Origin of the sequence: Streptomyces sp. WAC 06738, from assembly GCF_003945505.1 — a bacterium.
In the GTDB taxonomy this organism is placed as follows: domain Bacteria; phylum Actinomycetota; class Actinomycetes; order Streptomycetales; family Streptomycetaceae; genus Streptomyces.
In genome coordinates this window covers 2,397,822-2,410,415 of the sequence record NZ_CP029618.1, presented here as the reverse complement: position 1 = coordinate 2,410,415, position 12,594 = coordinate 2,397,822, and the positions used below count along the sequence as shown (strand labels likewise).

Annotated in this window: 7 protein-coding genes and 1 tRNA gene; 5 read left to right on the top strand and 3 right to left on the bottom strand. The window is 75.9% G+C overall.

Translation table 11 applies throughout. The annotated features are described in order from the left end of the window. Positions 1-107: 107 nt before the first annotated feature. Positions 108-1,499, bottom strand: a complete 1,392-nt coding sequence (locus DMB38_RS10080; RefSeq protein ID WP_125934878.1) for a lyase family protein — start codon at positions 1,497-1,499, stop codon at positions 108-110. Continuing rightward, positions 1,496-3,451 (bottom strand): FAD/NAD(P)-binding protein, encoded by a 1,956-nt coding sequence (locus DMB38_RS10075; RefSeq protein WP_125938933.1) that lies wholly within the window; start codon positions 3,449-3,451, stop codon positions 1,496-1,498. Before DMB38_RS10075 ends, DMB38_RS10080 begins: the two co-directional genes overlap by 4 nt. 201 nt (positions 3,452-3,652) lie before the next feature. Here DMB38_RS10075 and DMB38_RS36065 point away from each other — a divergent pair, with 201 nt between their 5' ends. The 3 genes from DMB38_RS36065 to DMB38_RS10065 all read left to right on the top strand — a co-directional run bounded on the left by DMB38_RS36065 (position 3,653) and on the right by DMB38_RS10065 (position 7,253). Further along, positions 3,653-3,790: a hypothetical protein gene (locus DMB38_RS36065; RefSeq protein WP_164715956.1), complete on the top strand. Its 138-nt coding sequence runs from the start codon at positions 3,653-3,655 to the stop codon at positions 3,788-3,790. Positions 3,791-3,918: 128 nt separating this feature from the next. Then, positions 3,919-4,938, top strand: coding sequence for a YbhN family protein (locus tag DMB38_RS10070; protein ID WP_240662092.1), 1,020 nt, complete (start codon positions 3,919-3,921; stop codon positions 4,936-4,938). A 161-nt stretch (positions 4,939-5,099) separates the two neighbouring features. Continuing rightward, positions 5,100-7,253: an APC family permease gene (locus DMB38_RS10065; RefSeq protein ID WP_125938931.1), complete on the top strand. Its 2,154-nt coding sequence runs from the start codon at positions 5,100-5,102 to the stop codon at positions 7,251-7,253. A gap of 143 nt (positions 7,254-7,396) precedes the next feature. Here the strand turns inward: DMB38_RS10065 and DMB38_RS10060 are convergent. Beyond that, positions 7,397-7,469 (bottom strand) — tRNA-Arg (locus DMB38_RS10060). 294 nt (positions 7,470-7,763) lie between these two features. Between DMB38_RS10060 and DMB38_RS10055 the strand changes: the two genes are divergently transcribed. Next, positions 7,764-9,656: a GTPase domain-containing protein gene (locus tag DMB38_RS10055; RefSeq protein ID WP_125934877.1), complete on the top strand. Its 1,893-nt coding sequence runs from the start codon at positions 7,764-7,766 to the stop codon at positions 9,654-9,656. Positions 9,657-10,694: 1,038 nt separating this feature from the next. After that, complete coding sequence (locus tag DMB38_RS10050; protein WP_346429502.1) at positions 10,695-12,476, top strand: GTPase; 1,782 nt, start codon at positions 10,695-10,697, stop codon at positions 12,474-12,476. Positions 12,477-12,594 lie beyond the last annotated feature (118 nt).

Sequence of the window (12,594 nt, the reverse complement as noted above, 5' to 3'; positions counted from 1 at the left end):
AGGGTCGAACTCGCCGCGTACGGACCGGTGATGGCGGTGCCCGCGGCCCGGGACGCGCCTGCACGCGCATGCGTACGCGACGCCAAGTCCCGTGCCACGGAGCGGAGTTAGGACTTCGCGAGCGCCCGGTCCACCAGCGGCCCGGCCGCACCGGTGTAGGAAGCGGGGTCGAGGAGCGCCGCCAGCGCCGGTTCGTCGAAGTGTTCGGCGATCGCGGGCACGGCCGCGAGGAGCCCCGGCATGCCCGCGCCCGTACGCTCCGACTCCGCCGCCGCGTCGGTGAGCAACTGCTTCGCCCGCGCCTTGCCGAGCAGCGGCGCGAGCACCGCCGCGACCCGCTCGGAGGTGACCAGGTTCTCCGTCAGCCGCATGTTGGCGCGCATGCGTTCGGGCCTGACCTGGAGCCCCTCGGCCAGTTCGACGGCGGTGTGCGCCGCGCCGCCCGCCAGCCGCAGGCACTCGCGCAGCAGATGCCACTCGGCGTGCCACGCGCCGGCGGAGCGCTCGTCCTCGGTGACCATGCACTGGGTCACCGCGGCGGCCAGCGCCGGGACCTGGAGGGAGGCGCTGCGGATCAGGGTGGCAAGGACCGGGTTCCGCTTGTGCGGCATCGCGGACGAGCCGCCGCGTCCCGCGACCGCGGGCTCGGCCACCTCGGCGACCTCGGTCCTGCCGAGGGACTGCACGTCGACGGCGATCTTGCCGAGCGCCCCGGCGACGACCGCGGTGACGGCCGCGACGTCGGCGATCGGGGTGCGCAGCACGTGCCAGGGCAGGGTGGCGGGCGCGAGCCCGGTCTCGTCGGCGAACGCCGCGGTCAGCCGCTCGACGTAGGCGCCGGAGTCCTCCGCGCCCGCGCCGTCCAGCGCCGCGTACTCCAGGTACCCGGCCAGCGTTCCCGCCGCCCCGCCGAGCGCCACCGGCAGCCCGCCGGCCAGCACCCGCTCCAGCCGCTCGGCCGCGTCCAGCACCAGCGCCCGCCAGCCGGCGGCCTTCAGCCCGAACGTCGTCGGCACCGCGTGCAGGGTGAGGGTCCGCCCGGCCATCAGCGTGTCGCGGTGGCCGGCCGCCAGCTCGGCCAGGGCGCCCGCGGTGCGCAGCAGGTCGCCGTGGACGAGGCGCAGCGCCCGGTCGCACACCAGCATCGCGCCGGTGTCGAAGACGTCCTGGCTGGTCGAGCCCCGGTGCACGTACTCGGCGGCCGCGGGGTCGCGTTCGGCCACCACCCCGCTGAGCGCCTTGACCAGCCCGACGACCGGGTTCGCCGTCTCGCGGGCGGCGCAGGCGAGCGCGCGCAGGTCGAGCAGTTCGGCGCGGGCCGCGGCCGTGATCGCGGCGGCGGCGGTCGCGGGCATGGTGCCCGTACGGGCCTGGGCGCGCGCCAGCGCCGCCTCGGCGTCCAGCATCGCCTGGAGCCACGCGCGGTCCGACACGGCGGCTTCGACGGGGGTGCCGGCCCGTACGGGGGACAGGAGGCCGGCGTCGAGGTCGGTGGTCACGAAAGCTCCTCGGTGGCATGGGGGCGCGGGCCGTCCGCGGGGGTGAGGGCGAGGACGGCGCGGGCGATGGCGTCGGAGTCGCCGAGCGTCACGGAGTTCACCCCGGGGCGTATGCCCGCGGCGGTCACCCAGTGCACGGCCTCGGTCGGCACGCCGTAGGCGAAGCGGCGGGGGTGGAGCATTCCCGCCGCGTCGAGCAGCCGGTACGGGCGCTCGCCGACGGCCAGTCCGCCGGTCACCACGTCGGCGCCGGAGTCGCTGGAGATGCGGTACGGGCGGCACTGGCCGGTGGCGAGGAGGTGGGTGAGGAGCGGGTCGGCGGTGCGCCGGATGTCGGGCTCGGGCAGCCGCGCCTCGATGAGCGCCCCGGCCCGCACCGGCGGGCCCTTGACCCGGCTCGACTCGGCGACGAACGCCGGTTCCGCGCCCGTACGGTCGATGCGTACGCGCAGCTCCGGACCCATGAACTCCAGGATGCCCGCGTTGGCGAGCGCGATGGTCTCCTCGATCCGGGAGGCGGGCGGGCCGATGGACAGGTAGGCGTTCAGCGGCGTGTACCAGTTCTGCAGGTCGTCGCGGTACGAGATGCCTTCCAGACCGCCGTGGTCGACGACGAGGCGGATCTCGTTGCGCAGGTCGCGCAGCACGTCGAGCGCCGCCTTGAGCGGCCCGCTGACGTTGCCCTCGCGGGCCTCGCGGACGTCCTCGGCGAGGTGCCCGAGCAGCCAGTCGCGGAACTCGTCCCGGCTGGCGAACTCGCGTGTCGCGTACGGGCGGTCGATGCGTTCCCAGTCCCAGCGGTCCGCGGCGGGGATCTGGTGCTCGTCGAGCAGCGCGGCCTCCACCTCGGCGGTCGGCGCGGCGAGGTACCGCGCGACGAACGCCTCCCGCTCCTCTCCCCGGCCCCGCGCCGCGAGGAGGGCGCCGTAGTAGACGCTCGCGACCTCCTTGGCGATCAGCGGCCACAGGTCGACGGCGAAGTACACCCGCCGGCCCGCGGCGCCGCGCTCGCGCAGCCGGGCGATGACCTCGGGGGTGAGCAGCCGCGGCTCGTAACGGCCGTGCGCGCCCTTCTCGTTGTGGCCGCGCGCGTGGTACGGAACGCCGCGCCGGGAGCCCGCGAACAGCCGCGGCTCGCGGCCCGACGGCCGGTACACCAGCCGGTCGCCGCTGCGCTCGAACCGGCCGCCGCGGCCGGTGGTGAGGAGGGCGAGGTGGTCGAAGAAGTTCAGCCCGAGCCCGCGCAGCACCACGTTCTGCCCCGGCTTGATCCCGGACAGGTCGGCGTCGGCCGGGTTCACGGGCGTGACGAGCACGAGCCCGCACGCGGCCGCCTCCCGCGCCAGCTCCTTCTCGCTCTCGGTGGCGCGTGCCGGCAGGTGCCCCTGGGCGAGGACGACGGCATCGAGGTGATGTAAGCGGGTGCCGTCCGCGAGGGCGAGGCACTGGCCGGCCCCGTCCTCCTCCTCGTCCAGCGCGATCGCCGTGGACCGGTGGACGAGCACGGTCACGTGCTCGGGGGCGCCCGCCACCACCCGGCGGAAGGTGTCGCCCAGGTAGTGCCCGTAGAACGCCCGCGTCGGATAGTCGTCGGGCCCCAACTGGCGCGCCTCGGCCAGAGCACCGCCCGGCAGCTCGGGGCCGCCCCCGTCGCCCCGCACGACGGACCGCGCCCACTCGTACAGGCTGGGCCCGGCCTCGATCGGCCCCTCCATCTCCACGCTGTCGTCGGTGTAGACGGTGACCTGGGAGGCGACGGTGTTCATGAGCAGCAGATCCGGCTGGTCGGTGCGCCACACCCGGCCCGCCCCCGGTGGGTGCGGGTCGACGACGTGAACGCGCAGCTCCCCGTGGGACGGGGACTTGCGCTCGTTGGCGCAGATCCGCTCCAGGACCGACAGGCCACGCGGCCCGGCGCCGACGACGCAGACGTTCAACTGCCCGTTGGACATGGACACCTACTCCTTGGAAGCGATGTACAGACCCTTGGGCGGGAGAATTCCACAATGCCCGACCTCACAGCGATGACAAGTTCCTGTGAGGTGTCCGGGGCGGGCTCCAGCGGCAGGGCGCTGACGTGCGGATGAACGCCTCGGCGGGCCCCTTGATGGGGGAGGAAGGCCGGGGCGGTCGTCGGCGGGGAGGGGGTGCGGGTGGAGAACGTCCTTCCCGGCGTGGTGGGCGCGCTCACCGGACTGGCGGGGGTGCTGCCCGGCACCTGGCCGACGGGGCGCGGCGGGATCCGGCCGGACGGGCGCCGGCGCGGGCCGCGTACCGCGGCCGGGCGCTGACCGCGCACCGGGCCGGGAGCCGTATCCTCCGCGCGCCGGCCGGGGGAGCCGCCCCGCCACGTCGGGCCCGGCCCGCCGTCGTCACGCGATAGCGTCGGCCGAGTGCGCTACGTGATCACCGTCCCGGTGTGCCGGTCGTGAATCCGGGCAGTACGGGCTCGCGTACCCGGTGGACGCGCATCGGCCGGCTCTGGTGGGTGCCGGCGGCCGGGCTGATCACGGTGGGGCTGCTGCTGGCGGTCTCGCAGCGCGGCGAACTGCGCCGCGCCCTCGAACTGCTGACCCACGTGAGCCCGGCCAAGGCGCTGGTCGCGTTGGTGTGCCAGGCGGGGTGCCTGGCGTGCCTGGCCGGGCTGCAGCAGTGGCTGCTGGCGGTCGGCGGGGTGCGGGTGTCGCCGGCCGTGATGGGCCGGTTGGTGCTGGCGGCGAACGCGATGGCCGGTGCGCTGCCGGGCGGCGCGGCCTTCGGCACGGCCTGGCTCTACCGGGAGTTCCGGCGCCGGGGCGCGGACCGGGCGCTGACGGCGGGGGTGCTGGCGGCCTCCGGAGTGTTCTCCGCGCTGGCCCTGGTGGTGGTGATCGTGCTGGGCGTGCTCCTGGCCGGGACCCGGGGGCCGGGCACGACTCTGCTGTGGGCGCTCGCCGTCCTGGCGCTGCTGGCCCTGGCCGGCCTGATCGTGCTGCGCTCACCGGCCGTACGGGAGGCGCTCGGCCGCCGCTGGGAGCGGATCGCGGCCCGGCACGAGGGCCTCGGCTCGGCCGGCCGGGCGACCCGGGACCTCATCGCGCACGCCCGCACGGTCCGGCCCGGGCTGCGGCCCTGGCTGACGCCGGCCGCGCTGGCCCTGCTCAACTGGCTGCTCGACGCGGCCTGTCTGCTGGCCAGCCTGTGGGCGCTGGGCCTCCCGGTGCCCTGGAGCGGCCTGCTGCTCGCCTTCGCGCTGGTGCAGATCCCGGTGAGCGCCCGCATCACCCCCGGCGGGCTGGGCATCGCGGAGGCCAGCCTGACGGGCCTGCTGGTCGTCTACGGGCTCCACCCCGGCCAGGCGTTCGCCGCCACGCTGCTCTACCGGATCTTCAGTTACTGGCTGCTCGAACCGATCGGCGGGGTCTGCTGGCTCGTCACCGCGCTGGAGCGCAAGCGGTGAGCGGGCCGCCGGTGCTCCGGATGCGGGGGCGCCGGGGGACGCCGGGTGAAGGGGCGGTGTCGCTGAGCCACCGTCCGGGATCGGTGGACCACGCTTGCCGGGTGACGGGAACGACGGGGCGCGTGGGCGGCAGCACGGCGGGTCCGCCGGGGCCCGCCGCGGTGCTGCCGAGCCTGAGCGAGGAGCAGGTCCGGGCGCTGCGGCGGGTCGGCAGGGCCTGGGGGCGGGTGTCGGCGGCCCCCGAGGTGTGGCGGGAGGCGCTGCCGGTGGAGCCGGACATCGGATCGTTCCCGGCGAAGGCGGAGGCGAGCACCGCGTGGTTCGGGCGGGTGGTGCCGCTCACCCCGCTGCGGGCGCGCGCCGCGGAGGGCCGGGCGGTGCCGGTGCCGGAGGGCGGCGGTCCGGCGGAGGCGGGCTCGCTCGTGCGCCGGGTGCTCATCGGGGCGCCGCTGGCGAGTTCGGCGTTCGTCAAGGAGCGGATGCGGAAGCTGGTCGCGCTGCCGGTGCTGTCGGCGGACGTGCTGTCGTCGGTGGCGTACGCGCCGGAGGCCATGCTCGCCGTGCTGGTGCTGGCGGGTACGGCGGGCCTCACGTACTCGCTGCCCATCGCCGCGATCGTCGTCTTCCTCATGCTGGCGGTGGGCGTGTCGTACCGCCAGACGATCCGCGCCTACCCGCACGGCGGCGGCTCGTACATCGTCGCGGGCGACAACCTGGGGCCCGTCGCGGGGCTGGTCGCCGCGGCCGGGCTGATGACGGACTACATCCTCACCGTCGCGGTGTCGATCGCCTCCGGGATCGCCGCCGTCACCTCCGTGCTGCCGGGGCTGCGGCCGCTGACGGTGCCGCTGGGCGTCCTGGTGATCATGGTGCTCCTCGCCGGGAACCTGCGGGGCATCCGGCAGGCCGGCAGCCTCTTCGCCGCCCCCACCTACGCGTTCATCATCGCCATGCTCGTCCTGATCGGGTACGGGCTCGTCGACGCGGCGCGCGGAGGCTTCCACCGGGTGCCCGCGCCGCACGTGCCCGTCACCGAGGCCGTCGGTGTGCTGCTGATCGCCAGGGCCTTCTCCTCCGGTGCGACGGCCATGACCGGAATCGAGGCCATCTCCAACGCCGTCCCCGCCTTCCGGCCGGTGGAGTGGCGCAACGCCCGTACCACCCTGACCTGGATGCTGGGCCTGCTGATCACGATGTTCGTCGGCATCGTCGCGCTGATCCACCTCACCGGGGTGGTGCCGACCAGCAGGGAGACCGTGCTCTCCCAGCTCGCCCATCTCTCCTTCGGGAACGGGTGGTTCTACGTCTACGTCCAGGCGGCCACCGCCGCCGTGCTCCTCCTGGCCGCCAACACCGCGTTCAACGACTTCCCCCGCGTCCTGTCGCTGCTGGCGCGGGACGAGTACGTGCCCAAGATGTTCCTGCGGCTCGGCGACCGGCTGGCGTACAGCGGCGGGATCGTGCTGCTGTCCCTGGCCGCGGCCCTGGTGTACGTCGCCTTCGACGGCAGGACCAACGCCCTCATCCCGCTCTACGCCGTCGGCGTGTTCCTCGCCTTCACGCTCTCCCAGTCCGGCATGGTCGTGCACTGGTGGCGGCGGCGCGACCCGCACTGGCGCAAGAGCCTGGTCTTCAACGCCACCGGTGCCGCACTGGCCGGGCTGGTCCTGCTCACCGCCGGGATCAGCAAGTTCACCGCGGGGGCCTGGGCCGCGCTCATCGCCATCGCCCTCTTCCTGCTGGTGACCACGAGCATCAAGCGCCACTACGTCACCGCGCGCGAGACCCTGCGGCTGCGGCCCCACGCCGTCGACCTCCCCACGCGCGTCGAGGCCGGACCGCTGGCCCCCGCCGCCCGCACCGCGGACGGGCTGCAGGCCGACCGCGAGACCGAGGAGATCCCCGGGGAGATCCACCACCTGTCGGTGGTCCCCATCGCCACCATGGACCTCGCCGGCATGCGCACGCTCGCGTACGCCGCCTCCCTCGGGCAGCCCGTGCTGGCCGTCCACATCAGCGTCTCCGAGGAGGAGGAGCGCCGCTTCCGCGCCTACTGGAGCCTGTGGGGCAACCACCTCCCGCTCCAGACCGTCCTGTCGCCGTACCGCGCCCTCGTCGCCCCCCTGGTGCACTACATCGAAACCCTCCACCGGCTCAATCCGGACCTGACCCTGACGGTGATCCTCCCGGAGGTCGTCACGCGGCACCGGCGGCACCAGATCCTGCACAGCCGCACGGCGGGCAGGCTGCGGCGGGGTCTGCGCCATCTGCCGAAGATCGTCATCACGACGGTCCCGTTCCACCTGCCGTGCTGAGGGCCGGCCCGGCGGGCCGGCGGGATGCCGCACGACTTCCGGGAATGGGGGCGGCGAATCGGGGGAGGCGAGGCGCAGGGAGCGCGGTGACCGGCGGCGGGGTCCGCAGGTTGGGCCCTCCCTGGGGGAGGAGGGCAGCCCTGCGCCCCCGGCAGGACTCGAACCTGCGACCAAGCGCTTAGAAGGCGCCTGCTCTATCCGCTGAGCTACGGGGGCCGGTGTGGCGTGGAACGGTGGCCGGGCTCGGCGGATCCGTGACCTTGCCAGGGGTCAAGGATAGGGCTCCGTTGAGCCACACCCGGTAGCTTCACTCCGGCACCACCTTGTGGAGGTTCAGTGAAGCGTCCCGATAATCGCAGGCGAGTGCGATTCGCGCACCGCTTTTTTCCGGGTGATGCCGGTGGTGTTGTGCAGTCGTTATGCCCGCGTGGCGGGAGCTTCCGGGTTGAAGAAGGCGCGCTGCGGGGCTAAACGCTTTCAAATTCGGATGGAAGCGGGCATTCTTCGCATGTGGTGACCTCGGACGTACGGCCTGACCTGCTGAACGCACTCTCCACGCTCCGCGAGTGCGTCGCCGCCGCGCGCTTTCCGCTCCCCCTTCCGGGGGCGGACGGAGCGCGGCGCAGCAGAGCGGAACTGCTGGCCCAGCTCGACGACTACCTGGTGCCCAGGCTGCACCGGCCGGACGCGCCGCTGCTCGCGGTGGTGGGGGGATCGACGGGGGCAGGAAAGTCGACGCTCGTCAATTCGCTTGTCGGCAGATGCGTCAGCGAGTCCGGCGTGTTGCGGCCCACGACGCGGATGCCGGTCCTGGTCTGCCACCCCGACGACCAGTCGTGGTTCGCCGGGCAGCGGGTGCTGCCGCATCTGACGCGGGTGTGGATGCCGCGGCAGGACGGGGCCCACGGGCGCGTCGAAGCCTATGAGTCGTACGGCGCGTATGAGGCCCAGGAGGTCGACGAGCCGTACGGGGACGGTGGGGATGCGGGGGACGGCGACGGGGCGCGTCAGTCGTTCGGGGGTGGTGGTTCCCGTGCGGCGTACGGGGGGAGTCCGCGAGAGGCGTACGGGGCGAACAGGGGTGCCTCCGGTGCGTACGACATCCGTGACCCGTACCCCCCGCGGCACGGCCCGGCGCGCGACGGTCTGACGCCGGACGGTGTGACGCGGCGCGGTCGTGCCCGCGGGGCGGCGACCTTCGGCGAGGGCGGCGGCGGGCCCGACGGGACGCTGCTGCGGATCGAGGTCGACGAGAACGTCCCCAGCGGGCTCGCCCTCCTCGACGCCCCCGACATCGACTCCCTCGCCGGGCACGCGCGTGAGCTGGCCGCCGAGCTGGTGTGCGCCGCGGACGTGTGGGTGCTGGTGACGACCGCCTCGCGGTACGCGGACGCGGTCCCCTGGCACCTGCTGCGTACGGCGAAGGAGTACGACGTCAGCCTGGTCACGGTGCTCGACCGGGTGCCGCACCAGGTCGCCGGTGAGATCTCCCTGCAGTACGCGACGCTGCTGCGCAAGGCCGGACTCGGCGACGTGCCGCGCTTCACCGTCCCCGAACTCCCCGAGTCCGCCGGCGGCGGCAGCGGGCTGCTGCCCGCCACGGCGGTGCGGGAGCTGCGCGAGTGGCTCGCCCACCGCGCCCAGGACCCCGCGGCCCGCGCGGAGGCGGCCGTACGGACCGCGAACGGCGTGCTGGCGTCGCTGCGTTCGCGGGTCACGTCGCTGGCCGGTGCGTGCGCCGCGCAGCACGCGGCGTCGTCGCGGATGGCGCACCGCGTGGAGCGGTCGTACGAGGAGGCCGCGGAGCAGGCGCACGCCGACCTCGTCGGCGGGGCCGCGTTCGCCGGCGACGCCCTGGCGCACTACCGCAACCGCGCCCTCACCGGTGCCTCCGGCGCCCTCCTCGACGCCCTGACCGGCAGCGTCGCCGCCGTCCTGTACTGCGCGGTGGCCGCCGCCGACGAACGGTTCACCGCCGAGCTGCGCCGCGAGCCGGGCGCGGCGGCGGTGCCGTTCGGCGAGGCGGGCGAGGGCGCGCAGGAGCGGGTGGGCGTGCTCGTGCGGCGCTGGCAGCGGTGCCTGGAGGAGCTGGCCGACGAGGCGCTGCGGGCGGCGGAGCGGCCCGGCGACGCGGACCCGGAGGAGGTCGCGGCGCTGCTGGCGGTGGCGCTGCTCGGCGGTGAGAACGGGCAGGGGGCGGCGGACGAACTGGCGGCGCTGCTGGGAGCGAAGGACGGGCTGCGGCTGCGGAGCCGGGGCGGCGGGCTGCTCGGCACGTACTTCGAGCGGGTGCTGGACGGCGAGCGGGATCGCCGGCTGGCGGCGATCGACGCCTTGGAGGCGCAGTCGGGGCAGCAGGCGCAGTTGATCGCGGCCATGTCGGTGCTGCAGCGGGAGAAGTGACGGAAGAGGTGCGCGACGTGACGGGCGAGGTGCGCGGGGTGACGGGTGAGGTGGGCGAGATGTCCGGCGAGGTGGGCGCGATGCGCGCGGAGGAGACGCCGGGGCGCGGCGAGTCGGCGGAGGTTCCGGTTCCAATTGGGGAGGCTGCGGAGCCGGTCGCGAGGGCCGGTGGGGTCGATGGGCCGGGTGAGATGGCTGAGTTGTGTGGGGTCGCGGGGGCGGATGACTCCGGTGGGGATGTGGGTGGGGACGCGCGTCGGGACGCGCGTGGGGTGGGGGACGAGCGCGGCGCGGCCGGTGCGGGGGCGGTGGCCGCGGCCGGGGGATGTGGGACGACGGGTTGATCGCGCGGCGCGCGGCGCGCTGGGGCGTGCGGCGGGAGCGCCGGGAGGCGGTACGGGCGGAGGGCGGCGCGGTGGGCGACTCGGTGCCGGTCCCGGTCCCGGTGTCCGCGCCGGGGGTCGAGGGGGAGGCGGGCGACGCGGCCGGGTCCCGCGGCGGGGCGGTGACGACTGCCGCGGGGGACGGGGCGGTGGGGGCCGCCGGGGCTGTTCGGGCCGACATGGCTGTACGGGCTGACGGGGGTGTACGGGCTGACGGAGTGGCTGAGCCGGGGGGTGCGGTCGCGGGGTCCGGGGACCGGGCCGCGGCCGACGTGGATACGGGGGGCCGTTCCGGCGCCGGGTTCGGTGCGGAGCGCGGGGGTCCGGCGGATGGCGGTGGGCGAGAGGGCGGTGTCGCGGAGATGGGTGCGGACGGCGGGTCGGACGCAGGGGCGGAGGAGGTGCCGGAGCCGGCGGGCGGTGCGGCGGCGGGGCCGGCGGAGGGGGCGGCGGCGGTGCGGGTGCCGGTGCGGAGGACGGTGGGCGGCCGGGCACCGGCGCCGGTTTCGGTACGGGCGCCGATGCGGATCCGGGTTCCGGCGCCGGTGCCGACTCCGGTACGGGGCCGGGCGACGGCGGCTCCGGGGCGGGCCGGGAGGACGGGGACTGCGCGGACGGCCCGGGGCGCGGCGGCGCGTACGACGGTGACGGCGCCGTGCCGCGTGCCGCGGTCCCGGGGCGCGGCGGGGCGCGCGCGGGGTACGGGGCGGACGCGGGGGCGACCGGAGGATTCGTACCGCGTGCCGAAGGCCCCCTGCGCGGGCGCCTCGACGCTCTGCGCGAACTCGTCGGCCTCTCCCGTACGCGACTCGACGGGCGCACGCTCGCCGAGGCCGGCCGCGTCCTCGACGAGGCCGCCGACCGGCAGCGGCTCTCCCTCGACCACGCCGTCGTCGCCATCGCGGGCGCCACCGGCAGCGGGAAATCCAGCCTCTTCAACGCGCTCGCCGGTGCCCCCCTCTCCGAGGTCGGCGTGCGCAGGCCCACCACCTCCGTGCCCGCCGCGTGCGCCTGGCGCGGCGCCGGCGACCACGCGCCGACCCTGCTCCTCGAACGCCTCGGGCTCCCGGCGCGCGCCGCCCGCCCGCTCCGCGACGACCTGGGGCTGCGCGGGCTCGTCCTGGTCGACCTCCCCGACCACGACTCGGCGGTGGACGAGCACCGCCGCCGCGTGGAAGACCTGCTGCGCCGCGTGGACGCGGTGATCTGGGTGGTCGACCCGGAGAAGTACGCGGACGCGGCGCTCCACGAGCGCTACCTGCAACCGCTGGCCGGCTACGCCGAGGTGATGTTCGTCGTCCTCAACCAGGTCGACCGGCTGCCCGCGCACGCCGTCGGGCAGGTGCTCGACGACCTGCGCCGCCTCCTCGACGAGGACGGCCTGGCGCTCGGCGAGCACGGCGAGCCCGGCGCGTGCGTGCTGTCGCTGTCCGCGCTCACCGGCGAGGGCGTGGCCGACCTGCGCGCGGAGCTGGTGTCGTTCATCGCGGAGCGCCGGGCGGCGGAACGCCGGCTGACCGCGGACGTGGACGAGGCGACGGCGAGGCTGCGCGAGGTGTACGTCGGCGAAGGCGGCGGGGGCGGTCTCGACGAGCAGGTCAGGGCGGAGTTCGAGGACCGGCTCGCGGAGGCGGTCGGGGCGGCGGCGACGGGGCAGGCGGCGGAGCAGTGGTGGCTCCGCGAGGCGGAACAGGCGTGCGGGGCGCGGCTGGCGGAGCTGTGGCGGCGCCGGCGGGCGGGTACGGCGCCGGGCGGGGCCAGGGGACGGGCTCGCTCAGGCGATGCGGGGGACCGCCAGAGCCGACCCGGATCGGACGGGCGGCCGGCGGACGTCGGCGCGCTGATGCCGGAACCCCGGGACGGGCAGCAGGGGCTGGTCCCCGCGCGGGCGGTGGTCGAGCAGGCCGTACGGACCGTGGCGGACGAGGCGGGCGCCGGGTTGCCGGCGCCGTGGGCGAAGGCGGTGCGCGAGGCGGGTGTGCGCGGCGCGGAGGGGCTCGCGGACGGGCTGGCGCGGCAGGCGGCGGACCCGGAGGCGGGGGCGGAGCCGCCGGGGCCCGATGGGCCCGGGGCCGTGCCGCGGCCGCGGTGGTGGTCGGTGGTGGGTGCGGTGCAGCGCGGGCTGCTCGGCGCGCAGGCGCTGGCGGTCCTGTGGCTGGTCGCGGCGCTGTCCGGCGTCGCCGGAGTGCCGTGGCCGCTGCCCCTGGCCCTCGTGGCGGTCACCGCGGCCGCCGGCCCTGGGCTGGCGCTGGCCTGCCGGTTCGCGGCGCGCGGCGCGGCGCGGCGGTACGGCGAGGAGGCGGAGCGCCGCCTGCGCGAGTCGGCGGCCGCGAGCGGGCGGGCACGGGTGCTGGAGCCGATGGCGGCGGAGCTGCTGCGCTACCGCGAGGTGCGGGAGCAGTACGCCGTCGCGTCAGGCGGCGGCACACGGCCCTGACCTGCTGCTACGCGGCCCGGTCCGGAGTTATCCACAGGGGTCGCGGGGGCGGGGCTGAGCGGGCAGCATGTGGGTCAGCGGGCAGGTGACGTGCCCGGACGGGGGAGGTGCGTGGGAG

What these genes read in the sequence shown, in the direction of transcription:
- DMB38_RS10075 (WP_125938933.1), bottom strand. Translation starts at nt 3,451, where the DNA reads ATGTCCAACGGGCAGTTGAACGTCTGCGTCGTCGGCGCCGGGCCGCGT.